The sequence below is a fragment of the Thermohalobaculum sediminis genome (assembly GCF_023487995.1).
Taxonomy (GTDB): Bacteria; Pseudomonadota; Alphaproteobacteria; order Rhodobacterales; family Rhodobacteraceae; genus Thermohalobaculum; species Thermohalobaculum sediminis.
On sequence record NZ_JAMFKN010000003.1, the window covers coordinates 426,671 to 450,893 of the forward strand.

Consider the following 24,223-nt stretch of genomic DNA (forward strand, 5'->3'; position numbering starts at 1 on the left):
CCGCGGCCTCAGCCCGCGGGGCGTCCCGCCACGGCATGCACCAGCGCCGCGAGGAAGGGCCTCTCGACCATTACCAGCGCGCCGGGGCAGTCGAAGCGCATCTCGACCATCGAATGCGCCGCCTCGTTCGAGGTGCCGACCCGCTCGCCCGGCGCGAGCCGGAGCCCGTCGAGCGGCCAGACCAACCCGCGAGAGTGCCCCCCCGTCACGGGCAGGAGCGGGTAGACCGACACCCGCGCGCCGGGACGCAGGCGCAGCCGAATGACCTGCCCGGCGGGCGCCAGCGCCATGACGTCCTCCTCGCCCAGCAGGACGACGGGCTTGGCCGGATAGCGCAGCATGGCGTGGAACACCGCCAGCATGTGATCGACGCGGCCCGCGGTGAAGCCCACGCCAAGGTAGAACGGCGCCTCGGTGGCATAGAGGCATTTCTCGAAATCGGTGGTGTCCTGCTCGGCCAGATGCACGACCGCGATGCTGCCGTCGTCGTAGGCGGCGGGGTCGGGCAGAGAATCCATGTCGCCGATCACCGCGCGCGGGCGCTTGCGCAGCCCGGCCAGACGATGCGCGCCACGGTCCGCGGCGACCAGGTCGGCCGCGATCGCCTGCGCCTCGGCCAGCATCTCGGCCGAGAACGGGCCATTGCCGACCAGTGTGACAGGGCCGGGAAAGCGCAGGGGAAGCTCTCTCATGCCTCAGAGGCTTGGCTGCCCCCGCACGGCGCGTCAATCCCGCGCGTGCATCAAGGGGGGCGTGGCGGCCGGGGCTCGCGCTTGACCCTACCGGGCAAATACGCGACCCTCGCTCGCGCAACTTGCGGGGGATGGGCAGAATGCGCGGGAATTCGAGACGGCTCGATGTCTGCCTCGGGGATTTCGCGGTCTCGATCCAGGGTTATGACGACCCGGTGGGCGTGCTCGAGGATGTCCTGAACGTGGCCCGTCGCGTCGCGGCCGAGAGCCCCGACCTGCTGAACAGCGAGGCCGTGTTCGACGAGGCCACGATCGCCAAGGTGATCGAGCGCGTGGCCCGGCGCGCCGGCGTCGACGTCGAGAGCCTGGGCGCCGTGCCGGGCCTCGTGCTGGTGCATCGCGGCGAGGAAACCGATGGCGGCCTTTCGGCGATCCGCGAGGGTGCTGCCGGCGACGCCGACGAGCCCGCGGCGTCCGAGCCGGCCGAGGACCGCTTCGCGGCGCTGCGCCGGCGATTCGAGGCCGCCGACGGGGACGAGCACGCGGCCCGCGGTGGGGGCGAACCCCAAGCTGGGGACGCCGCCGGCATGACTGCGACGATGACGCTGGGCGATGACGAGATCGAGGGCGAGCGCGACCAGGACGACCGGCACGAGAGCGCCGAAGCGCACGAGGGCGCCCTGCAAGGAAGCGACGCGGGCGAGGACGGGGACGACGGGACCGACCGGGTGGTGAACATCTTCGGCGCCCCTCCCACGCCCGAGACGGCGGGGGACGAAAAGCCCGCCCGCCGCCCGCTCTTCACCACCCGCGCCGCGACGCCCGCCGCCGCCGAGGCGGCACCGAGCGCGCCGCCCCGCCGCCCGGCCGAGGGGGTCGGGCTCGGCGACCGTTTCGAGAGCCTGCTGGCCAAGGTGCATGGAAAGACCGCGGATCCCTCGGGCCGGCCGGCGCCGGCCGCGTCGGCCGCGCCGTCCGTCTCGCCGGTCGCGGTCGCCGGCATGACGCCCGCGCAGGTCGCCGCCGCAGCGGGCGCCGAGGACGCGCAGGACGCGATGCTGAGCGCCGCGGCCTACCTGACCATCGTGCGCCGCCAGCCGAAATTCACCCGGCGCGAGCTGATGGCCGTGTTCGACGAGATCCCCGGCGAGTTTCCCCGCACGCTCGAGGTTCAGATCAAGGGGATCGGCAAGCTCACCCGCGCGGGCTCGCTGCGGCGCGTGGACGACGACCATTTCGGCCTGAGCCGCGATCTCACCGAGCAGTTCGAGCCCCTGCTGCGGGGTTGAGCCGTCACGCCCCGCCGCCGCCGTGCCCCGGCCCGCCGGCATCCGATCCACCATCCGGATCGGGCCTCCCGAGGCCAAGGAAGACGCGGCGGAACGGGATCGCCCAGAGCACGCCGAGCCCGACATAGATCGCGAATTCGAGGGCGAGCGGAGGGCGCTCGAACATCCCCACGACGCTCAGCGCCACGACGACATAGGCGGGCAGCCCAAGCACGAGGATGGCGATCGCAAGCCGTTTTCGGGTTCGATAGGTCATGCCCCGCGACTTAGCCCGCCGCGCGGCCGCTGCCAAGGCCGGCGCGTCGCGATGCGCGTCAATCCACCTGCTGGGCGGTCAGGAACATCGCCTTTTCCAGCGCCGCGAAGAACTGCTGATAGGGGCCCGGCTCCTCGACCGGCGTGACGTTGTACTGTGCGTTCGCGCGGACGATCATCTGCGTCTCGCCCCGCGGGCGGACTGTAACGGTCATGCGGAGCTGATAGCCGTCGAGCTTGGTGCCGCTGACCGTGCCCAGCACGTCGTCCGCCTTGTCCACGACGAAGCCCAGATCCTGCAGCGTCGCGATGACCGAGCGCATGGTCTGGATCTTGTCGGTCGTCTCGAAGGCGCGGCTCTGCATCGAGCGCAGGGCCACCTGGCTCTCGGCCGAGGCGAGGATCTGGTCCTCGGAATTCGTCTGGCAGCCGGCAAGGACGGCCAGCGCGGCCATGCTTGCGGCGAGGATGCCGGTTCTCATCATGCTCCCCCTCCCCTAAGATCACTTGCGCCTCGAGGAACACCGATTGCGAGAGCTTCTCGAAGAACCCCTGGTAGAGTTCCGGCTCGTTCAGTCCCTCGATCTTGCTGAGGTGCCCCTGAGTGTTCCACACCAGCCGCTGGAAGGTCGCCCGCACCGCCGTGCGGCCGCGCCCGTCGTCGAGCGGACGGGTCACCACCGAGACGCGGATCTTCTGGTTCTTGTCGGTCGGCACATAGACGCCGAACAGGATCGCCATCACCACCGCCCCGGCGATCTGCCCGGCCTCGGTCGCGTCACGGTCCTTGGTCGCGAGCAGAACGCCGAGGTCGGTTTCCGATTCCTCCAGCGTGAAGCCGAGATCCTGGAGCACCGAGACCGAGGCGTTGAGCAGCATCGGCTCGTCCTCGGTCTCGAAATAGCGGGTCTGGAGCTGACGCTTCTCGATCGACACCTGGCTGATCGCCAGCGCCTCGGGCGGAATCGTCGGCTCGCAACCGGCCAGCAGGAGGGGCGCGGCCGCGAGGGCCGCAAGGGCGGATCTGCGCATCCGGATCTCTCCCTCAGAATGCCGACTGGCGATAGGCGAAGTCGCGCACGCGGCCCTCGTTGTCGTACTTGATGACGACCGTCAGGGTGCGCTGCGAGGTCGACGACGCGCCCGCGCTCTGCTGCACGCCGAACAGGATCAGGCCTGCGCGGGCGCCGCTGGTCGAGACGACGCGCTCGGTCGAGATCTTGTCATAGACCCATACCTCGCGGCGCTGCTCGTCCGTGGTGACGAGATTGGGCGAGCCGAGCGCCTCGACCACCTCGGCCGAGGTCATGCCGACGCGGATCTCGCGCTGGACCTTGCCGGCAGTCAGGTTCTCGGTCGCCTGGGTCGAGCCGACCGCGGCCTGATGCTCGCCGGCCGACACGCATCCGCCGAGGGCGAGCGCCGCGACGAGCGGCAGGAGAGGGGAAATGCGATACGCTAATGTCGTTGCTCCCTGAGGCTGTATCTCCCGGTCGGAGTGGGCGCGCCGCGCGGGTCACGCGGCGCCGCCCGATCACACTACATCGGGGATTATGGAAGGATTAAGGCCGACGCGCTTCCCGCCTCAGTCGGCGAAGGGGTCGGTGACGAGGATCGTGTCGTCGCGCTCGGGGCTGGTGGAGAGCAGCGCCACCGGGCACTCGATCAGCTCCTCGACCCGCTTGACGTACTTGATCGCTTCGGCCGGCAAGTCGAGCCAGCGCCGCGCCCCGTGCGTCGACTGCTGCCAGCCAGGCAGGGTTTCGTAGACCGGCTCGCAACGGGCCTGCTGTTCGGAGGCCGTGGGCAGATGGTCGATGACCTCGCCGTCGAGCCGGTAGCCCGTGCAGATCTTCAGCTCGTCGAGCCCATCCAGCACGTCGAGCTTGGTCAGCGCGATGCCCGACACGCCGCTCGTGACGCAGGTCTGGCGCACCAGCGCGGCGTCGAACCAGCCGCAGCGCCGCTGGCGCCCGGTGACGGTGCCGAACTCGCGACCACGCTCACCCAGACGCTGGCCGATGCCGTCGGTGAGCTCGGTCGGAAAGGGGCCCGAGCCCACGCGGGTGGTGTAGGCCTTGACGATTCCAAGGACGAAATCGACCGCCGCCGGCCCGAGCCCCGTGCCGACCGAGGCCATGCCCGCCAGCGTGTTCGACGAGGTCACGAACGGGTAGGTGCCGAAATCGATATCGAGAAGCGCGCCCTGCGCCCCCTCGAACAGGATGCGCCGCCCCTCGCGCCGCTTGCCGGCCAGCACCTGCCAGACGGGCGCCGCGAAGGGCAGGAGGCGCGGAGCGACCTGCATCAGGCGCGCCTTCAGCTCCTCGCGGTCCACCGGCTCGGCGCCGAGGCCGCGTCGCAGCGGTTCATGATGCGCCATCAGCCGGTCGAGCCGGGTGTCGAGCGTGGGCTCGTCGGCGAGGTCGGCCACCCGGATCGCCCGCCGGCCCACCTTGTCCTCGTAGGCCGGGCCGATGCCGCGCCCGGTGGTGCCGATCTTCGCGGCGCCGGCCGCCTCCTCGCGGATCCGGTCAAGATCCTGATGGACCGGCAGGATCAGGGGCGCGTTCTCGGCGATCATGAGATTATCGGGCGTGACGCTGACGCCCTGCGCCGCGAGCCGGTCGATCTCGGCCAAAAGCGCCCAGGGGTCCAGCACGACGCCGTTGCCGATCACGCTGAGCTTACCCTCGCGCACGATCCCCGAGGGCAGCAGCGACAGCTTGTAGACCTTGCCGCCGATCACCAGCGTGTGGCCGGCATTGTGCCCGCCCTGGAAGCGGCAGATCACATCGGCCCGTTCGGAGAGCCAGTCGACGATCTTGCCCTTGCCCTCGTCGCCCCACTGGGCACCGACCACCGCCACATTTGCCATCTCGGGGCTCCCTTCGCGCGAAACCGCGCCCTTATAGAGAGGCGGGGGGCGGGGGGACAAGGGCCGATCGGCCCGCCTCGCGCGCGCCGCGTGGCGCAACGGCGCGGGCCGCACTGACGCGGTGTGGGCGCGACGGTGGCGTGGCGGCGCGCCGGATACCGCTCAGGCTGCGACGGGGGCGAAGAGGCCAAGGATCTCGTCGCGCTGCGCCAGCGCGTCGGCCCGGCCCAGCTCGATCAGCTCGGCGCAATAGCCTGCGTCGAAGTTGAGATAGCTGGGCAGCCGCCAGTCGCCGCCCCAGCCGCCGATCCCGCGCAGCAGCGTTCGCATCGTCCAGGGCAGCGCGCGGGCATGGCGCCCGGCGATCTCGCGCAGGTCGCGCGAGGGGCGCAGCACGACGACCTCGACGGGCCTGAGCTCGGTCGCAGCCATCTGCTCGGGGGTGAACACGCCCAGAGTGCGGTTGATCCGCGTCAGCCGTTCGAGATCGGTGTCGAGATGGTCGTTGAACACGATGTCGAGCATGTGGCCCGCGATCTCGGCCAGGCTCGGATAGGGCGAGGGCGTCATGCCGGTCACCGGCGGCACCTCGGGGTCGCGCGCCGCGATCACCAGGAGCCGCCGCGCCCCCAGCCGGATCGCCGGGCTGAGCGGCGCCGTCAGCCTGAGCGCGCCATCGCCGTAGAATTGGCCCTCGATCTCCTGCGCCGGGAACAGGAAGGGTAGCGCGGCCGAGGCCATGACATGCTCGGGCCCGATCCGGCGCCTCAGCCCGCAGCGGCGCATCCGGAACCACTCGCCCTGCTGCGGCTGCCCGGCGAAGAAGGTGACGGCCTGGCCGCTCTCGTCCGAATAGACCGAAGCCGTGACGGCGAGGGCCCGCAGGTGGCCGCGCGCGATCGACGCATCGATGCCCGCGAAGTCGATCTCGCGCGCCAGCATCTGCGCGAGGGGCGCGTTGTCGAAGAACGAGCGCGGGTTCTCGACCAGCCATCCGCCGCTCGCCGCCGTCAGCGCCCAGACGAGCGCGCGCCGCCCCGTGGCCGGCACGTCGGTGCGGATCACGTCCGAGATGCGAAGGCGCGACCATGCCGCGACGAGACTGGCGGCAGCGCCGACGAAGTCGCCCGCCCGGCAGGCGAGCCCCGCCGCGTTGATCGCCCCCGCCGACTGGCCCGCGACCACGGCGAAGGGCGATGGGCCCGGCGGCAGCATCGCCGAGATGGCGCTGAGCGCGCCCGCCTGGTAGGCCGCCCGGGCGCCGCCGCCCGGCAGCACCAGCCCGACCGGCGCGCCCGGCTCAGGGCGCATGGTGGATGGGCGCCCCGGGGTTGAAGGCGCGAAACGCGAAGGCGAAGGGGACGTGGTAGACCACGTCCTCGCGCCCGCCGCCGGGCTCGACACGCTCGACGGTGACGGTCCCGACATCGCGGCCGTCGGCGATGCGCGGGGCGTCCAGCGCCGAGGCCTGTCCGGGCTTCCATGTCAGCACGAGATCATCCACCTCCAACCTGCCGGCGGCGCGCAGCAGATCGAGGCTCCACGCCTCCTGCCTGCCCTCGACCGCCACGACCCGCATCAGGGGCGAGCCGGGGCCATCATAATCGCCGCCGAACAGGAACGGAACGGGAAGGCTGTCATAGCCGACATAGGGGTTGCGGCCGTAGTCGCGCATCCGGCCCGGCGGGACGAGCACCTTGCCGGCGGGGTGGCGCGCGCGGAACTCGGCAAAGCTTTCGAGGCGCGACGGGATGGTCTCGAGCGCGTCGCCCATGCGTGCGCCGAGGATGGCGCGGCCCTCGAACTGCTGCCACCAGCTCTCGGTTGCGCGGTCATACATCACGAGGTCCGAGTTGCGCAGCTTGCCGGTGGTGCCGAAGGTGGTGGGCTCGCCCGCCACGACGCGGCGAAAGACGATGCCGGAGTTGCAGAGCGGGCAGTAGGTGACGGCGACCGGCTGCCCCGCCACGGTGTCGTTGACGATCTCGTGCCACATCAGCACGGACAGCGGGTAGGCACGGGCGTCGCCTGCGATCTCGATGCTCATCACCGGCTCGTTCGGCGTGGGAGCGCCGGTCGTCTCGCTCGCCGCCTCGAAGCGCGGCGCGTCGATCGCGGGGATTCCGTCCTTCGGCGGGCCGCCCGAGAGGATCTCGCCGAAATCGACCGCGCTCTGCGAGAAATCGGTGCGCGGCCATTCGCGCAGCCAGCCCGCGGGCGGCTCGGCGACTGCGGCTGCGGCTACAGCCCACAGCAGCACGACCACGATGAAACCTGAAACCGTGATCGGTCGCATCGCGTTCTCCCTCTCGGCTCGGCGGGCGGGCGCGGCGGGGGGGCGCGGGGTCGTGCGCCCCCTTCGGGCCGCGGTCAGCCCGCGGGGAACAGGTCGCCCGTCAGGATGAAGCGCCGGTCGGTCTGGTTCACCGCCTTGATGTGCAGCGTGCCCGCGCCCTTCAGCCCGGCGAAGCGCCCGGTGCCGCCCGCGACCTCCCAGAAGCCGTTGTCGAGCAGCATCGGTTTGCCGTCCGTGCCCGGGACGAACACGGCGCGGACCTGCCACTTGATGTAGGCGATTGCCCCGTCCGGCGCCGTCACCACCAGATAGCCGCGCGGATCGCCCCCGACGCCGGGGACGATGTCATGCGCGCCGAACTCGACGACGGATGCGCCGTCGAACAGCCCCTGCCCGGCGGCCGATCCCTCGCGCCGCACCATCAGCAGGAAATGCTTCGAGCCGTCCTCGAAGTCGAGGCGCATCTGCTCCTTGGGCGACATCACCGCCTCGACCGCGAGCGGCTCGGCGAGGGCAGGCCCCGCGAGGCCGATCGCGACGAGGAGGGCGGCAACCGCGCGGCAGGACATGGCCGGGATCATTCGGCAGCTTCCAGCCGGTAGCCCGCGAACATCCCGTCCACCTCGGTGTGCAGCAGGTGGTTCGAATAGTTGCTGAGCGTCTTGACGGCGATGGCGAGCACGATCTCGAGGATGTGCCGGTCCGTGTAGCCGGCGGCGAGAAATGCCTCGGCGTCGGCACGGTCGGGCAGGCCGCGGCTCTCGACCATCCGCTCGGTGAAGGCCGCGAGCGCCGCAAGCTTCGGGTCCGGGATGGGCGTGCCCGAGCGGATCGCCTCGAGCGTGTCGGCAGGGACCTTCGACTTCATCGCCGCGATCATCGAATGCGCGGCCATGCAGTAGGAGCAGCCGTTGAAGCGGCTGATCACTAGGAACACCACCTCCTGCTCCGGCACCGTGAAGCCCGAGGACGCACGGAAGCGCGCATAGCCGTCTAGATAGGTCTCGAGCAGGCCGGGCGAGTTCACCATGCCGGCATACATGTTCGGGATGAAACCGACCTGCGCCTTGGCCTTCTCGAGCACCGGCCGCTGATCGGCATCCGCGCCGTCGAGGGTGTGGTGGGGCAGGTTGAGCCTGTAGTCTGCGGTCATGGGTCGCCCTCCTGAAAACTGGCGGCGCCGACCCGCCCTGCAGCATGGGGGGCATCGGGCAGATCGGCGCCATGGGGCCCGGCCCGCCAGCGGGGCCGGGGATTCTCCGGTATCGGGGTCAGCGCGAGATGCGCGCCTCCTCGACCGGGTAGCCGAGGCCGCCCTGGTGGCCGAAATTACCCATGTGGCAGTCGCTGCAGGCGCTGACGACCTCGACCGCCATCGGGGCGCCGTTCGGGGCGACCATCATGTAGTACCATTCGTCGGCCTGGGGCGAGACGCCCGCCTCGACCTTCTGCATTAGGAACAGCGGGCCCTTCTCGACCTTGCCGGCGGCGTTCACGCCGAAGGATTCCTTGGCGATGACGGTGCCCGCCGGGATCGACGGATCCTCGGCATACTTCAGGTATTCGTCGGCGCCCGCCGCGTTGACCCAGGTCACCAGGAAGCGCTCGCCATGGAAGCCGGGCGCGGCGGGAAAGCCGCTCGCGAGGGTCCAGCCACGATAGTCGTTGACGAACTCGGCCGGGATCCAGCGCTTGTCGCCCGTGGCATAGCCCTTGTGCAGGTCGGCCGCGATGCACTCGTAGACGGCCTTGGCCTCATCGCCCGTCAGGTCGGACCCCGGCTTGCCGGGATCGCACGCCGCATGCGCTGCGGGCGCCGACACCGTCACCGCGCCGAGCGCGAAAAGGACGGCGGCGAGACGCTCTGCCTTGATCATGGTACCAGCTTCCCCTTCTGTTGTTCCCAAGCCCGCTTTCCCGGGATTGCGCGCAGAAGGTTTCACGCGCCTCGATCGCGTGCAAATCATGCTCTCTCAACAATTCTTGAACTTCGCGACGGCGCCACGGAGGGCCGCCGCACCACGGGCGGGCCGCCCGGTGGCCGCGGACGCCGGGATCAGGCCGCGGACGCCGTGGCCGCGGCCGCGTGGCAGGCGACCCGCCCGGCGCCGCAGCGCGCGGTCTCGGCGGGCCGGTCGGTGCGGCAGACCGGCATGGCGACCGGGCAGCGCGGGTTGAAGGCGCAGCCCGGCGGGGGCGCGAGCGGGCTCGGCGGCTCGCCGCCCGGCGCCGCGCGGCGGCGGCGCGGCGCGTGCAGGTCGGGAATCGTCTCGAGCAGGAGCCGCGTGTACGGGTGCTGCGGCGCGTCGAACAGGGCCTCGGTCTCGGCCTCCTCGACGATCCGGCCCAGATACATCACCGCGATCCGGTCGGACATGTGCCGCACGACGCTGAGATCGTGGCTGATGAACAGGTAGGTCAGCACCAGTTCGTCCTGCAGCCGCCGCATCAGGTTCAGGATCTGCGCCTGCACGCTGACGTCGAGCGCCGAGGTGGGCTCGTCGCAGACCAGGAATTCGGGCTCGGAGGCGAGCGCCCGGGCGATCGAGATGCGCTGGCGCTGCCCGCCCGAGAACTCGTGCGGAAACTTGGCCATGTCGTCGGGCGAGAGCCCCACCGTCCGCAGCAGGTCCGCCACGCGGTCGGTCACGTCGGCCTCGGTCTCGCGCAGGCGCAGCTCGCGGATCGGCTCGGCCACGATGTCGCCCACCCGCCAGCGCGGGTTAAGGCTGGCATAGGGGTCCTGGAAGATCATCTGGGCGGCGAGCGGCGCGCCGTCGCGCCCCGGCGCGAAGGCGACCGTGCCCGAGGTCGGCCGGTAGAGCCCGGTGACGAGCCGCGCCACTGTGGACTTGCCGCAGCCCGACTCGCCCACCAGCGCGAGACAGCCGCCGCGCGGGACCGCGAAGGTCACGTCGTCGACGGCGCGGAGATATCGCCTTGGCTTGCGCTCGACCACGCGGTTGAGCCACGAGGCCGAGACGTCGAACACCATGCCGAGGCCCTCGACCTCCAGCGCGTTGCGGGGATCCTTCATTCGACGCCTCCCTGTTCCAGCCAGCAGGCTGCGAGCCCCGCGCCCGAGGCGGCGAGCGCCGGGCGCTCGCGCCGGCAGCGCGGGCCCGCTTGCGGGCAGCGGGGGTTGAACGAGCAGCCCGACGGGATCGCGTTGAGCCGGGGCATCGAGCCGTCGATCTGGGTGAGCTTCGGCACGCGGCGGCGCAGCGCCGGGATCGAGCCCATGAGGCCCCTGGTGTAGGGGTGGCGCGGCGCGCGCAGCACCTCGGCCACCGGGCCCACCTCGACCACGCGGCCCGCATACATCACCGCCACGCGGTCGGCGGTCTCGGCGATCACGCCCATGTCGTGGGTGACCAGCATCACGCCCGTGCCGTGCTCGTCGCAGAGCCGCCGCAAGAGCGCGGTGATCTGCGCCTGGATCGAGACGTCGAGCGCAGTGGTGGGCTCGTCGGCGATGATGAGGCGCGGCTCGGCGGCCAGCGCCAGCGCGATGACCACGCGCTGGCGCATGCCGCCCGAGAACTGGTGGGGGTGATGATCGACCCGCTCCTCGGGCGCCGGGATGCCGACCTCGCGCAAGAGCGCGATGGCCCGCTCGCGCGCCGCACGGCGATCGAGTCCTAGATGGATGCGGATCGTCTCGACCAGTTGCGCGCCCGCCGTGAACAGCGGGTTGAGCGAGGTGAGCGGATCCTGGAAGATCGCGCCGACCTCGCGGCCGCGGACCCTTTCCATCTCGCGGTCGGGCAGGTCGTCGACGCGCCGCCCGCCGATGCGGATCTCGCCCGCGGCGATGCGGCCGGGCGGCTCGAGCAGGCCGAGGACGGCGAGGCCGGTCATCGACTTGCCCGCGCCCGACTCGCCGACCACGCCCAGCACCTCGCCCGGCGCGATGGAAAGCGAGACATCCTCGACCGCGGTCAGCGTGCCGCGACGGCTGGGAAACTCGACGGTGAGGCCGCGCACCTCGAGAGCGGGTGGCGCCTCGCCAGCTTCGGGTCTGCGGTCCCGGAAGCCCCTGGTCTCGTGCATCATGCGTGCCCTCCTTCCATCGGGGGGTAGCTGGGCGGGAAGATCTCGGCCAGCGGCGGGTGCCCGTGGGTCCGCTGCGGGTATTTCGCGAGAAGGCCGTCGAACTGCGTCTGCGCCCGGGCGCGCGCCGAGGCGAGGTCGATGCCCGCCACCTGCCCGTCGCGCATCGAAAGGCGCCCGTCCACCACGGTCGCGCGCGTCACGCGCCCCGTGGCGCCGAGGATCAGCGTCTGGATCGGGTCGATCCGGGGCGTCATGTGCACGTCGTCCATGGCGAACACCGCGATGTCGGCGCTCGCCCCCGGCGCGAGGCGGCCGAGGTCGGGGCGGCGCAGCGCATCCGCCCCGGCGATGGTGGCCGCGTCATAGAGATCGGCGGCCGAGCAGGCGGTGGCGTCGCCCTCGACCACGCGGCACAGCATCGCGCCCAAGGCCATGTTCAGCACCATGTCGGGCGGCGTCGTGTCGGTGCCCATGCCGACACGGATGCCCATGCGCTTGAGCCGCGCGAATGAGCGCAGCACGCCCCCGTGGCGGCCCGCGACCAACGGGCAATGAGCGACGGTGACGCCATGCGCGGCGTAAAGGGCGAGATCGTCATCAGTCGCCACCGTCGCATGGGGCGCGATCAGGCGGTCGCTCAACAGGCCGTGGCGGCCCAACCAGCCGGGCGCGGTCGCGCCGTGGAGACGCCGGACAGTCTCGACCTCCATCGCGCCTTGCGCCATGTGGAGCCGCACCGGACAGTCGAGGTCCCGCGACGCGGCCATCGTCTCGGCCAAAAGCCCCGCGGTGCAGGTCTCGACCCGGTCGGGGGCGAGCAGGGCACTGACGAGGCCGCCCTCGGCGCCATGGCTGCGGCGGGCGAAGGCCACGGCCTCGGAAAGCCCCGCAAAGCCGCGCGCCTCGTCGAACACCGGCTCGAGCCGCCCGTCGGGCTCGACCACCATGCCGCCAGCGCGGTAAGCGGGACCGAGCCAGACCCTCAGGCCAAGCGCACCCGCAGCCTCGGCGGCGGCGTCTAACTCGGCAACCGTCTCGCCCCATTCGCGGTAGAACAGGGATGCGATGGGCAGCGCCGAGGTGATGCCGTTGAGGAGCAGTTGCGCGAAGGCGAACCGCTTCTGGAAGGCGAGCTCGTCGTGGGAATACATCTCGTAGGGCCCGCGCTCGACATAGCTGCGCGGCCATACCCGTCCTTTGCGCCAGGCGGGTTGGTTGTCGAAGGCGAGCACTGTGGTGTCGAGGTCCGCGAGCGCATCGAGATCGACGAATCCGGGGCCGATCAGCGCCTCGCCCATGTCGTAGCGCGCCGCGACCTCTCCCGCGAAGGGGCTCCCGGCGTGGATCACCCGGTCGTCCTCGACCACCACCTCGCCATGCTCGACCAGCCGGCGCCCCGCGGGCGTATCGGCCACCACCCAGCGGGCGGCGAGCGCCCAGCGCCCCGGCGGGCGTGCCCCGAGGGGCAGGCGGGTGAAGGCCGCGTCCATCAGGGCGCCTCGACCAGCGCGCGGCCGTCGCGGGCGACGACGCGGCCGCCCTTGACGACCAGCGGGCGGGCCGCGTGGCGCGAGACGGCATCGGCCGGCGTCTCGCCCTCGACCAGCACCACGTCGCCGGCGCAGCCTGCCGCCAGCCCATGCCCCGCGATGTCCATCACCTCGGCCCCCCCGGTCGTGCAGACCGCGAGCGCGCGCTCTACCTCGTCGTCGCGGCGGAAGTTGTTGCGCATCCCCACGAACATCGCGCGTTCCAGCATGTCGCCGGTGCCATAGGGGCCCCAGGTGTCGCGGAAGCCGTCATTGCCGGCGCCGACCTTCACGCCCGCCGCGTCGAGCCGCTTGACCGCGGGCACGTCGCGCGAGGCGGGGGCAGTCGTCAGGATGCGGATATCCAGTTCCGCCAGCCGGTCGATCAACGCCTGCGTGCGCTGCCAGTCGGGCGCGCCCAGGCAGAAGGCGTGGCTGACCGCGACCCTGCCCTGCATCCCCAGCGCCGCCGTCCGCTCGAAGATCATCTCCATCGAGAAGGCGCCAAGCTCGCCCGGCTCGTGCAGGTGGATGTCGATGGGCTTGCCGTGCTTCTGGGCGAGCCCGAAGATCGCGTCGAGATGTCCCTTGGGGTCCTGATCGATACCGCAGGGGTCGAGCCCGCCGACCAGATCCGCCCCCATCGCCATCGCCTCGTCCATCAGCGAAAGCGTCCCGGGCCGGCGCATCAGGCCCGATTGCGGGAAGGCGACGATCTCGATGTCGATGAGGCCCGCGAGCTTCTCGCGCGTCGCCAGCACGCCTTCGACCGCGCGCACGCCCTGGTCGGTATCGACATCGACATGGCTGCGGATATGCGTGGTGCCGTGCGAGAGCGAGAGCACCGACTGCCGCATCGACTGCACATGCGGGTCGAGCCCCAGATCGCGCTTCACCCGGCGCTCGTTGTCGATCTTGTCGAGGAGCCGCGGCCCCACCTCGTTGCGATACCAGGGATGGCCCAGCAGCGACTTGTCGAGATGGGTGTGCGCGTCGATCAGGCCGGGGATCGCGATGCGCCCGCCCGCGTCCTCGACCGGGACGCCGGGGGCCACGAGGCCCGCGCCCATTTCGGCGATGCGTCCCGCGCGGATCAGGATGTCGGCGGCGGGGCCACCGTTCGGGCGGGCGTTCTTAATCATCAGGTCGGTCATGGGCCTCGTCTCAGCGGAGTTTGGGGTTCAGCGCATCGCGCAGCCAGTCGCCCAGCAGGTTCACCGCGACGACCAGCAGGCACAGGTGCAGCGCCGGGAACAGCACGATCCACCAGAGCCCGGAGAACAGATACTGGTTGCCGATGCGGATCAGCGTGCCCAGCGAGGGCTCGGTCGGCGGCATGCCGACGCCGAGGAACGACAGCGTCGCCTCGATCAGGATCGCGAGGCCGAAGTTCAGCGTCGCCGCCACCAGGATCGGCGTCATGGTGTTGGGCAGGATGTGGCGCAGCATGATCCGGCGCGCCGGCACGCGGATCAGCCGCGCCGCCTGCACGTATTCCTTGTTGCGCTCGACCATGGTCTGGGCGCGCACCGTGCGGGCATACTGCACCCAGGCGGTGAGCGAGATCGCCAGCACCAGAACCGCCGCCGCCCCCGCCTCGCGCAGGCCGGGCGGCAGCATCTCGCGCGCCACCGCGCTCACCAGGATGGCGATCAGGATGGTGGGGATCGACAAGAGGACGTCGCCGATCCGCATCAGGACATTGTCGACGATGCCGCCGAAATAGCCCGCGACCAGCCCCAGCGACAGGCCGACGGCGAGCGAGACGATGACCGAGGCGATGCCGATCACGATGGATATGCGCGAGCCGTAGAGCATGGCCGACAGCACGTCGCGCCCCTGCAGATCGGTGCCAAGCACATAGGGCCACTGGCCACCCTCGACCCAGACCGGCGGGAGTTCCGCGTTCCACAACTCGAGCGCCGCGAGGTCGTAGGGGTTCTGCGGCGCGATCAGCGGCGCGAGCAGCGCGGCCAGCATCATCAGCCCCAGCAGCACCGCCGCGCCCACCGCCGTGGGGTGCGAGGTGAAGCTCCACCACAGGTCGCTGTCGCGCAGCCGCGCGAGGCGCGAGGGGGTCGCGGGGCGGGCGGGGCAAACGGGCGTGTCGGTCACGCGACCCTCCTCAGCCGTTCGCGCCGCGCAGGCGCGGGTCGATCACCGCATAGGCGATGTCGACCATCGTGTTCAGCGCGACGAAGATGAAGGAGACGATGCACAGATAGGCCGCCATCACCGGGATATCGACGAAGGTGACGGCCTGGATGAACAGCAGGCCCATGCCCGGCCACTGGAACACCGTCTCGGTGATCAGGGCGAAGGCAATCAGGTTGCCGATCTGCATCGCGGTCATGGTCACCACCGGCATCAGGCAGTTCCTGAGCGCGTGGCGGAAATGCACGATCCGGGCGGGCACGCCGCGGGCGCGGGCGAACTTGATGAAGTCGGCGCGCAGCACCTCGAGCATCTCGGCGCGCACGAGGCGCATGACCAGCGTGATCTGGAACAGCGAGAGCGAGACCGCGGGCAGTAGGATCGCGGCGCGCCCCAACTCGGTCAGGAGCCCAGTGCTCCACCAGCCGATCTGCACCGTCTCGCCCCGTCCGAACGCAGGGAACAGGCCCAGCGTCACCGAGAACACCAGGATCAGCACGATGCCCACGACGAAGCTGGGCAGCGAGACGCCGATGATCGAGAGGAACTGCAACGCCTCGGAATACCAGGCCCCGCGCCGGATGGCGGTGACCACGCCGAGGGGGATGCCCACCGCGAGCGAGATGATGGTGGCCACGATCACCAGCTCGAAGGTCGCGGGGAAGCGCTCGGCGATCAGGCCGATCACTTCCTGCTGGTTGCGGTAGGAGATGCCGAAATCGCCCTGCGCGGCGTTCGTGACGAACCGGCCGAACTGCACGAGGAAGCCGTCCTCGAGCCCCAGTTTCGCGCGCAGATCGGCGCGCTCGGCCTGCGTCGCCTGCTCGTTCAGCATCATCTCGACGGGGTCGCCGACGAAGCGGAAGATCATGAAGGCGAAGAAGGCAACGGCCAGCATGACCAGCATGGCGTTGGCGATGCGCTTGATCAGGAAGGCGATCATCGGTGCCGGCTCCTCTCTCGCCGCAGGCTGCGCGGACGGATTGGCGGGCGGCCCGGACCGGGATGGCCCGAGCCGCGGGGCGTCACTTCTTCACGAACCAGAGCCGCGGCTTGTTGTCCGGGAACTGCGGGATCTCGTCCACCTCGGCCGAGGCCGCCCAGGACATCGGCTGCTGATGCAGCGGGATGGCGATCACCTCCTCGCCCACGATCCTCAGCGCCTCGGTCTGCATGGCGAGGCGCTTGTCGCGGTCGAGCTCGACGCTCGCCTTCTGCACCAGCGCGTCGATCTCGGGATACGACCAGTCGCCCCAGTTGAACACGCCCGCATTGCCATCGCGCGAGTGGATGATCTGGATCAGCGGGCTGTAGCTGTCGAGCATCGGCAGCGTGGCCCAACCCAGCGTCCAGACATCGGCCTTGGCGCCGGTGCGCTTGGGCGTCTGCACCGGGCGCGGCGCGATGTCGAGCTTGGGCTCGATCCCGATCCGCGCCCACATCGAGGCGATCGCCTGGCAGAGCTGCTCCTCGTTCACGTAGCCGTCGCTCATGCAGTTGAACACGAAGGCGAAGCCGTCAGGGTAGCCCGCCTCGGCCAGAAGCGCCTTCGCCCCATCGAGGTCGTAGGGGGTGAGCTTGTCGAGCTCCGCATCATACCCGGGGATCTCGGGCGCGATGATCATGCCGGCGGCGCGCGACTTGCCGCGCATCACCCGGTCGCGCAGCAGTTCGAGGTCGATCGCCTTCTGCATCGCCTGGCGCACGCGCAAGTCGTTGAGGGGGTTCTTGCCGCCCTCGGCCAGCTCGTCGCGCCGGTTCATCATCAGGAAGATCGTGCGCAGGTCGGTGCGCTCGAGCACCTTGACGTTCGGCGCGGCGGCAAGGCGCGGCAGGTCCTGCACCGGCGCGTCCTCGGTGAAGTCGATCTCGCCCGACAGGAGCGCAGCGACTCGCGTGGCGGCCGACGAGACGGGCGTGAACTCGATCCGGGTGAGGTTGTGCTGCGGCGTGTCCCACCAGCCGGGATTCACGACGAACACGGTCTTCGCGTCGGGCTGGCGGCTCTCGACCTTGAAGGGGCCGGTGCCATTCGCGTTGAAGGTGGCGAAGCCCTCGATGCCCTTGGCGATGTCGGTCGGCACCTCGGCGTTGTGCTGGGCGAGCCACTCGGCATCGAAGATGTGGATGTTGGTCAGGTCGTTCAGCAGCAGCGGATAGGCGCCGTTGAGCTCCACATCCACGGTGAAGTCATCGACCCTGGTAGCTGCCTTGTAGGCGGGCAGGTTGCCCTTGAGCGGCGAGTCGGCATGGCTCACGCGCTTGAGCGAGGCGATCACGTCGTCCGCCGTGAAGGGGTTCCCGTTGTGGAAGCTCACCCCCTCGCGCAGGCGGAACCGCCAGACCGTCGGCGAGAGGACTTCCCACGATGTCGCGAGCGCAGGCTCGATGGCGAGGTTGCGGTCGTAGCGGACCAGCCCCTCATAGACATGGTTCATCACGTTGATGGTGAAGCTGTCGCCGTAGGAATAGGGGTCGAGCGAGCCGATGTCGCGCGACGATCCCCAGCGGAAGGTCTCCGCCGCGGCGGCGGAGGCGAGCGCGGCCGACATGACGCCGGCGAGCAATGCGTATCTGAGTGCGGCCATGAAACCGATACCTTCCCTGTCAATTTCTGTATCCGATTTTGGGATGATCCCGTATCGGATGGGGACTCACGGATGGAAACAGACCGGTTTCACGGCGGTTTCATGATCCACCGAGCCGAATCGGCACCGTCATCGCCCGTCCCCGTATGTGATTCCTTAACGCAGAGTCGCGACGCGATCCAGAAAAATTGTATCCAATCTTGACAGAACGACGGATGCACATTAAACGAGCATCAAGTGCATGTTTCGGGAGCGGTTTTCGCCATGTCGACGCAACAGAACCGAGGCGACGCGATCTATGCGTCGCTGCGCCAGGCGATCATCGAGCAGGCACTGAAGCCTGGCGTGAAGCTGCCCGAGGACCAGATCGGCGAGGCCTTCGGGGTGAGCCGCACCAGCGTGCGTGGCGCCCTGATCCGCCTCTCGGCCGAGAGCCTCGTCGAGATGCGCCCGAACCGCGGCGCGGCGGTCGCGACGCCCACGCTCGAGGAGGCCTGCGACGTGTTCGACATGCGCCGGACGCTGGAACGCGAGGTGGTGCTCAGGCTGTGCCGGAACCTCTCGACACGCGCGATCGACGCGCTCGAGACGCATCTCGGCGAGCAGGAACGGGCGCTTATGGCGGGGGGGCCGCGCTCGATCCGGCTCACGGGCGAGTTCCACATCCTGCTCGCGGAACTCACCGGCTCGGCCACGCTGGCGCAGTTCGTCAACCAGATCGTGTCGCGCTGTTCGCTGATCCTCGCCCATTACGGCCGGCCGCATTCGGGCGAGTGCGGCTGCGAGGAACATGCCCGCCTCGTCGCCGCCCTGCGCGAGCGCGACGCCGAGGCGGCGACGCGAATCATGGAGCACCATCTGGGCGCCGTGCAGTCGCGCGCGCGCCTCGACGGCGGGGAGAACGACCCGGACGTCACCGAGATTCTCAGCCGCTACGTGCGGGCCGCGTCGTGACGCTCGCGCCCCGGAGATGCCCCTGCGCCCCTGCCTGCCGCCGACCGGACGGTGCCCCGGATCAGCGCCGCGCCCAGCGCCCGATGGCGACCCGGCGAAGCCCGGCGCCGCGCCGATCCATGAGCACGCCATGCGCCTCCTGATCGTCAATCCCAACGCCTCCGAGGCGATGACCCACCGGATCGCAGCGGTCGCGCGCGCGCAGGCAGGCCCCGGGATCGAGGTCATCGCACGCACCAACACGGCCGGCCCGCAGGCGATCGAGGGCGCGCGCGACGGCGCGATGGCGGTGCCGGGCCTGCTCGCCCTGCTCGAGGCCGAACCTTTCGATGCGGGGCTGGTCGCCTGCTTCGACGACACCGGCCTCGACGCCGCGCGCGAGCGTGCAATCGTGCCGATCCTCGGCCTCGGCGCCGCGAGCTTCCACCTCGCCGCGGCCGTCGCGCGGCGCTTCACGGTCGTCACGACGACCGCCGCGTCGGTCCCGGTCATCGAGGAGAACATCCTGCGCCTGGGCCTTGGCGGGCGCTGCGCGGGGGTCGCGGCCGCCGGGATCCGGGTGCTCGATCTCGAGACCGACCGCGCGGCGGCGGTGACGCGGATCGTGGCCGTGGCGCGCGAGACGGCGCGGCGCGGCGATGTCGTCGTGCTCGGCTGCGCCGGCATGGCGGGACTGGCGTCCGAGATCGCCGGAGCCTGCGGCATCCCGGCGATCGACCCCGTGATCGCGGGTGTCGCGCTGGCGGTTGGCGCGATGGCGGCGGCCGCCGTGCCCGGAGCCGAGCCGGCCGAGGCGCGCGCAGCGGCCCGGTCCTGAGATCCCGACAGGCCGGCGGGGATCGCCGCACCGGGTCACGCTGTTTCTGGCGGGGCGCGGTCTCAGGCCAGCTCGCCCATGGTCGCGGCGAGGCCCCCGCAGCAGGCCCGGGCAGCCGCCGCGAAGCCCGCGAGCGCGTCCCAGGGCGAATGGTGATCTTCGGCCCGGAGGCGGCGCAAGCCCGACGCGATGGCGCCGCGATCGGCCGCGAGCACGGCGTCGATGACAAGGTGGAGGTCCGCGCGCAACCGGCCACGGAGCGCCGCCGCGAGATGCGCGGCGCTGATCTCGTTCGTGCATTCGCCGGCCAGAGCGGCAACCGCCTCGGCGAGACGCGCATGATGACGGTGCGCGCCAAGGCTGCGCAGCCCAACCGCGACGCCCGCGAGAAAGTCGTCACCCGACGGCGTGAGCCCCGGCCCGAGCCCCAGAAGCGACCGGGCCGCATCCTCGGGGAATGCCTGCGCGCAGCCCACCCCATCGCCCAGCCAGGCCGCAAGCCGCACGACCGCCGGCGCGGCGGCGCGCGCGACGTCGTCCTCCGCCGCACCGTCGGGCGCAAGCAGGACGCCGAGCCCCCCCGCCGGCAGATCGGGCGGGAGTTCCTCGGCGAGCGCCGAAAGCCCCGCAGCGAGCGTCACCGCGTCGGTCCGCGGCGGGGGCCGAGGGGACCAGGTGCCGGCCGGCGTCAACGCCGCCTCCACGCCGGGCAGAAGGAGGAGATCGCCCGCGATGCTCGCCTCCGCCCCGACCTCGACAATTTCGCGCCAATCGCGCCCCGGCGCCGCCTGGCAGAGGATGTTGATCGGACCCTCGCCGATCCAGGTGTCGCCGATGCAAACCACCCCGCCGGGCAGGCGAAGACAGGCCGAGCGCCGGAAGGCGGCGATCACGACGCCATGCGCGCCGGGCCATAGCGCCGCCCGGGCATCCACGCCGATGCTGAGGGCTGCGGCCCGGACGCGATTGCCCGTCATGGGACCACATGCGTGCCGGTCTCGCCCCGCAACGCCGGGACGGCCTGCTCGAGATGCCCGATGATCGCGCGCCGGCCGCCGCCCTCGATGAAGCGGATGGCCGCGTCGATCTTGGGGCCCATGCTGCCGGGGGGGAACTGTCCCGCGGCATGGAGCCGCTTGAGCTCGTCGAGCCGGACCTCGGCGAGGTCGCGCTGATCCGGCTTGCCGAAGTTGATCGCGACGCGCGGGACGGCAGTCAGGATCATCATCTGCTCGATACCGAGCACGTTTGCCATCTTCGCCGAGGTCAGATCCTTGTCGATCACCGCCGGCAGGCCCGAGCGGACCCGCGTCGCGGCCTGACGCATCACCGGAATGCCGCCGCCGCCGCCCGCGATCACCACCGTGCCGCGCTTGACCAGCTCGTCGACCAGCGAGATGTCGCAGATGTGCCGGGGCCTCGGCGAGGGGACGACATGGCGCCAGCCGCGGCCGGAATCCTCGCGCATGAGCCAGCCGAGCTCGGCCTCGATCTTCTTCGCCTCGGGCTCGGAGAAGAAGGGGCCGACGAACTTGGTCGGATTGGCGAAGGCGGGGTCGTCGGGGTCGACCTCGACCTGCGTCAGCAGCGCCGCGACATGGCGCGGATTGCCCGCCGCGCGCAGCGCGTTCTCCATCGCCTGCATCAGCAGGTAGCCGATGCCGCCCTGGCTGTGCGCGACGCAGATGTCCATCGACATCGGCGGGATGCGGTCCATCGTCAGCATCTGGCGCATCATGATCTTGCCGACCACCGGCCCGTTTCCATGCGTCACGACCAGTTCGGGCACGCCCTGCAACAGCGGCAGCAGTGACTCGGCGGTGCGCCGCGCCACCTCCTTCTGCTCGCTCGATGTGCCGGCGATGTCCTCGGGATGAGTCGCGTTCCCGCCGATCGCAATCACGAGGCGGGCGGGCATAGCGTCATGGGCCATCGTCGCGGATCCCTCTCCCGGCCCCGTAGCCTCAGCGGGCCGTGGCCAGCGCGAGCGCGAGCCCGCAGGCATGGTGGTTCGAGGGCGCGACCGCGATGCCCGCTTGCGCCAGCGCCGCGGCCTGCCGTGCGCGGTCCTGCGGGTCGCCGGCCGTGCCGGTGACCGACGCGACGACCGGCGCGTGCCCGGGACCTGCAGCCGCGACGATGGCGGCGAGGTGCCCGGCCGGGTCGGGATGCGCGCCGAAGCCGATCACGAGATCGACCAGCACGACCGCCACCGCGGGATCGTTGAGCGCCGCGCGCAGCATGTCGTCGCGCACGGATGGGTCGATCATCGGATGCGGCCGGCCGCGGGTGTATTCGTCGTCGCCGAGGTCGATGATGCGGTCGTGCCCCGCATCGCCCTGCCCCGGCTCGCCCACGCCCGGCACGGGCGCGTTCGAGACGACCTGCCGCCCCGCCGCGCGCAGCACGAGCTGCGCCTCGGCCGCCAGCGTGCCGCCGGAAAAGAGGCCCTCGATCCTGCCCGCGCGCCGCGCGCCGCTCGCACCGCGCGCCGCTGCCGCGTTGTCGAACCCCGCGCCCACGGGCCGGCCCAGCGCGAGCTCGGCCGCATCGCGCAGGCTCGCCGCCTGCCGCGCGTTCGGGGGCAGCGCGAGTTTCCCTGCGCCGAGGAAGCAGACCACCCAAGGCTTGGCGCTCGCGGCGATGCGCGCGACCACCTTGCGCGCCACCTCCTCGTGAGGGGGTTTCGAGATCAGCACGACGGACGTGGTCGCGGGATCGGCGTCGAGCAGGTCCATCGCCGCCATCGTGGTGAGGCCGCCGATCTCGCGCTTGAGGTCCCGCCCGCCCACGCCGATCGCGTGGCTGATGCCGCCGCCCGCTTCCGAGATCAGGCACGACACCTCCTGCGTGCCGGTGCCCGAGGCGCCGATGATCCCGATCCCGCCGCGGCGCAGGCGGTTCGCGAAGGCGAGCGGCACGCCGCCGATGATTGCGGTGCCGCAGTCGGGCCCCATCATCAGGAGGCCGCGCTCGCGCGCCTCCCGCTTCAGCGACAGCTCGTCCGCAAGGCCGACATTGTCGCTGAACATCATGACGTTGAGCCCGCGGCGCAGCGCCTTGCGCGCCTCGGCCGCGGCGAAGTCGCCCGGCACCGAAATGAGCGCGAGATTGGCCGCGGGCAGCGCGCCCACCGCCGCCGCAATGCTGCGCGGGCGCCACGCGTCGGCGCCGCCAGCCGCGGCCTTCGGACGGTCGAGCCCCGCGAGCGCCGCGTCGCGCGCGGCCGCGGCGCTCGCCGCGTCACGGGCCTTGATCGCCAGCACGAGGTCGTTCGGACGCGCGTCGCAGTCGGGCCCGATCAGCCCGGCATCGCGCATGATGGCGAGGTTCGAGGGCGAGCCCATCATCAGCGCCGCCTCGACCACGCCCTCCATCGCCGCGACCTCGCGCGACAGGCGCATCAGCGCGACCGAGTCGAGGTAGAAGCCCCTTCGGATCTCCGTGACCACATGCCCGCTCATGCGACGCCCAGCTCCTCTGCGATGGCCATCACCGCCTGCTCGAAGCAGGCCATCGGCGCCTTGACGACGCCCGCGCCGACCTGCCCGATGCCGGGCTCGCGATGCGCGATGCCGGTGTTGATGGTCGGCGCGATGCCGGTCTCGACGACGCGGCGGATGTCGATGCCCGAGGGCACGCCGAGGTAGTCCGCCGCCGGAATGGTCCATTCCGGGTTCTGCGCCAACGTGATCTCGCCCATCGCCCGGGTGAAGGTCGCAGCCGACGACGGCGCGCCCGCTCCCACGAAGCCCGCGACCGCCGGCGCCGCCGCCATGGCAAAGCCGCCGAGGCCGATCGTTTCGACGATCGCGGAATCTCCCATGTCGGGGTTCGCGTCCGCCGCCGAGAAGCCGGGGAAATAGAGCCCCTCGGGCATCTCGACCGGGGCGGTAAACCACCGATCCCCGGTGCCGCTCACGCGGATGCCGAAATCGGTGCCGTTACGGGACATGGCGGTGACGACCGTCGAGCCCGCGATGCCGCGCACCGGGTCCATGATCGCCTTGCCCATCGCCATGGCGATGTTGAGGAAGAACTGGTCGTTCGCGGCGATGAAGGCCAGCGCGCGGGCCAGCGCCTCGCGGTCCCCGCAGGTGCGCGCAAGGCTCGGCGCGATCTCGCGCAGAAAGAGGCCCGAGCAGGCGACATTCCTCTGGTGCATCTCGTCGCCCATGCCGAGACCGCGGGCGATGATCGCCTTTAGCCCGACGCCGCCCTTCTCCCGGATCGCGGCGCCCAGCGCGGGACCGAAGGTGTCACGCAGCCAGCGCAGCCGGTCCAGCACCTCGGCGTCGTTGCCGCCAAAGCGCATGACCTTGCCCAAGCCCTCGTTGATCGCGCAGAAGGCCCGGTTCCCGAAGGCGCGGTTCTCGACGACCATGACGGGCTGCGAGACGGTGGTCATCCCGGTCATCGGGCCGACCGCGTCGAGGTGGTGGTTGGGATGGAACTCGACCCCGCCCGCGGCCGCGAGGCGCTCGGCCTCGGCAAGGTCCGCCGCCCAGCCCTCGAACACGATGATGCCGGCGACCGCGCCGCGCATCGGGCCGCACATCCGCTCCCAGCCGATCGGGGGGCCTGCGTGCAGGATCATCCGATCCTTCAGCCCCGGCATCGCCTCGCGCGCCGGGATCACGTCCGCCAGCACCGGCTCGGCCGCGAACATCCGCGCGAGCGCCTCGGCATTCGCCGTCTCGATCCGCTCCATCGCC

24 protein-coding genes are annotated in these 24,223 nt (G+C 71.1%); 3 read left to right on the plus strand and 21 right to left on the minus strand.

The genetic code is table 11. The features are described 5' to 3' along the window. Window positions 1-8 precede the first annotated feature (8 nt). On the minus strand, window positions 9-692 hold the full coding sequence (locus M1105_RS09230) for a thiamine diphosphokinase (RefSeq protein ID WP_249580058.1): 684 nt from the start codon (window positions 690-692) through the stop codon (window positions 9-11). Between the two features lie 140 nt (window positions 693-832). Between M1105_RS09230 and M1105_RS09235 the strand changes: the two genes are divergently transcribed. After that, on the plus strand, window positions 833-1,981 hold the full coding sequence (locus tag M1105_RS09235) for a hypothetical protein (protein ID WP_249580059.1): 1,149 nt from the start codon (window positions 833-835) through the stop codon (window positions 1,979-1,981). Between the two features lie 4 nt (window positions 1,982-1,985). On the opposite strand, the gene M1105_RS09240 is transcribed toward M1105_RS09235, so the two are convergent. The 16 genes from M1105_RS09240 to M1105_RS09315 form a co-directional block, all read right to left on the minus strand. Beyond that, window positions 1,986-2,237 carry a DUF2842 domain-containing protein gene (locus M1105_RS09240; RefSeq protein WP_249580060.1) on the minus strand — a complete coding sequence of 84 codons (252 nt, stop codon included), beginning with the start codon at window positions 2,235-2,237 and terminating at the stop codon, window positions 1,986-1,988. Between the two features lie 58 nt (window positions 2,238-2,295). Further along, on the minus strand, window positions 2,296-2,721 hold the full coding sequence (locus tag M1105_RS09245; protein WP_249580061.1) for a hypothetical protein: 426 nt from the start codon (window positions 2,719-2,721) through the stop codon (window positions 2,296-2,298). 560 nt (window positions 2,722-3,281) lie between these two features. Next, window positions 3,282-3,638 carry an outer membrane protein assembly factor BamE gene (locus M1105_RS09250; protein ID WP_249580062.1) on the minus strand — a complete coding sequence of 119 codons (357 nt, stop codon included), beginning with the start codon at window positions 3,636-3,638 and terminating at the stop codon, window positions 3,282-3,284. Window positions 3,639-3,821: 183 nt separating this feature from the next. Further along, entirely contained in the window at window positions 3,822-5,114 is a 1,293-nt protein-coding gene (locus tag M1105_RS09255) for an adenylosuccinate synthase (RefSeq protein ID WP_249580063.1), read from the minus strand. A gap of 162 nt (window positions 5,115-5,276) precedes the next feature. Beyond that, on the minus strand, window positions 5,277-6,425 hold the full coding sequence (locus M1105_RS09260) for a patatin-like phospholipase family protein (protein ID WP_249580064.1): 1,149 nt from the start codon (window positions 6,423-6,425) through the stop codon (window positions 5,277-5,279). Beyond that, complete coding sequence (locus M1105_RS09265; protein WP_249580065.1) at window positions 6,415-7,410, minus strand: DUF3179 domain-containing protein; 996 nt, start codon at window positions 7,408-7,410, stop codon at window positions 6,415-6,417. The genes M1105_RS09260 and M1105_RS09265 overlap by 11 nt, the downstream gene beginning before the upstream one ends. Window positions 7,411-7,484: 74 nt before the next feature. Beyond that, complete coding sequence (locus M1105_RS09270; protein ID WP_249580066.1) at window positions 7,485-7,991, minus strand: hypothetical protein; 507 nt, start codon at window positions 7,989-7,991, stop codon at window positions 7,485-7,487. Continuing rightward, window positions 7,988-8,563, minus strand: a complete 576-nt coding sequence (locus M1105_RS09275) for a carboxymuconolactone decarboxylase family protein (RefSeq protein WP_249580067.1) — start codon at window positions 8,561-8,563, stop codon at window positions 7,988-7,990. Before M1105_RS09275 ends, M1105_RS09270 begins: the two co-directional genes overlap by 4 nt. A 118-nt stretch (window positions 8,564-8,681) precedes the next feature. Further along, window positions 8,682-9,287 (minus strand): recombinase, encoded by a 606-nt coding sequence (locus M1105_RS09280; protein ID WP_249580068.1) that lies wholly within the window; start codon window positions 9,285-9,287, stop codon window positions 8,682-8,684. Between the two features lie 179 nt (window positions 9,288-9,466). After that, complete coding sequence (locus M1105_RS09285; RefSeq protein WP_249580069.1) at window positions 9,467-10,447, minus strand: ABC transporter ATP-binding protein; 981 nt, start codon at window positions 10,445-10,447, stop codon at window positions 9,467-9,469. Next, window positions 10,444-11,463, minus strand: coding sequence for an ABC transporter ATP-binding protein (locus M1105_RS09290; protein ID WP_249580167.1), 1,020 nt, complete (start codon window positions 11,461-11,463; stop codon window positions 10,444-10,446). The genes M1105_RS09285 and M1105_RS09290 overlap by 4 nt, the downstream gene beginning before the upstream one ends. Further along, the gene (locus M1105_RS09295) at window positions 11,463-12,956 is read right to left on the minus strand and encodes an amidohydrolase family protein (protein ID WP_249580070.1); all 1,494 of its coding nucleotides are present in this window, start codon (window positions 12,954-12,956) and stop codon (window positions 11,463-11,465) included. The genes M1105_RS09290 and M1105_RS09295 overlap by 1 nt, the downstream gene beginning before the upstream one ends. Beyond that, window positions 12,956-14,149 carry an amidohydrolase family protein gene (locus M1105_RS09300; RefSeq protein ID WP_249580071.1) on the minus strand — a complete coding sequence of 398 codons (1,194 nt, stop codon included), beginning with the start codon at window positions 14,147-14,149 and terminating at the stop codon, window positions 12,956-12,958. The genes M1105_RS09295 and M1105_RS09300 overlap by 1 nt, the downstream gene beginning before the upstream one ends. Before the next feature lie 10 nt (window positions 14,150-14,159). After that, the gene (locus tag M1105_RS09305; RefSeq protein ID WP_249580072.1) at window positions 14,160-15,110 is read right to left on the minus strand and encodes an ABC transporter permease; all 951 of its coding nucleotides are present in this window, start codon (window positions 15,108-15,110) and stop codon (window positions 14,160-14,162) included. Between the two features lie 10 nt (window positions 15,111-15,120). Then, window positions 15,121-16,092 carry an ABC transporter permease gene (locus M1105_RS09310; RefSeq protein ID WP_249580073.1) on the minus strand — a complete coding sequence of 324 codons (972 nt, stop codon included), beginning with the start codon at window positions 16,090-16,092 and terminating at the stop codon, window positions 15,121-15,123. 82 nt (window positions 16,093-16,174) lie between these two features. Continuing rightward, window positions 16,175-17,737, minus strand: coding sequence for an ABC transporter substrate-binding protein (locus tag M1105_RS09315; RefSeq protein ID WP_249580074.1), 1,563 nt, complete (start codon window positions 17,735-17,737; stop codon window positions 16,175-16,177). A 264-nt stretch (window positions 17,738-18,001) separates the two neighbouring features. On the opposite strand from M1105_RS09315, the gene M1105_RS09320 reads away from it, so the two are divergent. Both M1105_RS09320 and M1105_RS09325 read left to right on the plus strand, forming a co-directional pair. Then, on the plus strand, window positions 18,002-18,691 hold the full coding sequence (locus M1105_RS09320) for a GntR family transcriptional regulator (protein ID WP_249580075.1): 690 nt from the start codon (window positions 18,002-18,004) through the stop codon (window positions 18,689-18,691). 130 nt (window positions 18,692-18,821) lie between these two features. Beyond that, entirely contained in the window at window positions 18,822-19,508 is a 687-nt protein-coding gene (locus M1105_RS09325; protein ID WP_249580076.1) for an aspartate/glutamate racemase family protein, read from the plus strand. 62 nt (window positions 19,509-19,570) lie between these two features. Here M1105_RS09325 and M1105_RS09330 read toward each other — a convergent pair whose 3' ends face one another. Genes M1105_RS09330 through M1105_RS09345 form a run of 4 tightly spaced genes read right to left on the minus strand, consistent with a single transcriptional unit; the run spans window position 19,571 to window position 24,219 of the window. Next, entirely contained in the window at window positions 19,571-20,485 is a 915-nt protein-coding gene (locus M1105_RS09330) for an oxamate carbamoyltransferase subunit AllH family protein (RefSeq protein ID WP_249580077.1), read from the minus strand. Further along, complete coding sequence (gene arcC, locus M1105_RS09335) at window positions 20,482-21,441, minus strand: carbamate kinase (RefSeq protein WP_249580078.1); 960 nt, start codon at window positions 21,439-21,441, stop codon at window positions 20,482-20,484. Before arcC ends, M1105_RS09330 begins: the two co-directional genes overlap by 4 nt. Before the next feature lie 31 nt (window positions 21,442-21,472). Beyond that, on the minus strand, window positions 21,473-22,972 hold the full coding sequence (gene fdrA, locus M1105_RS09340; RefSeq protein ID WP_249580079.1) for an acyl-CoA synthetase FdrA: 1,500 nt from the start codon (window positions 22,970-22,972) through the stop codon (window positions 21,473-21,475). Beyond that, window positions 22,969-24,219: a YlbE family protein gene (locus M1105_RS09345; protein ID WP_249580080.1), complete on the minus strand. Its 1,251-nt coding sequence runs from the start codon at window positions 24,217-24,219 to the stop codon at window positions 22,969-22,971. The genes fdrA and M1105_RS09345 overlap by 4 nt, the downstream gene beginning before the upstream one ends. Between the last annotated feature and the right edge of the window lie 4 nt (window positions 24,220-24,223).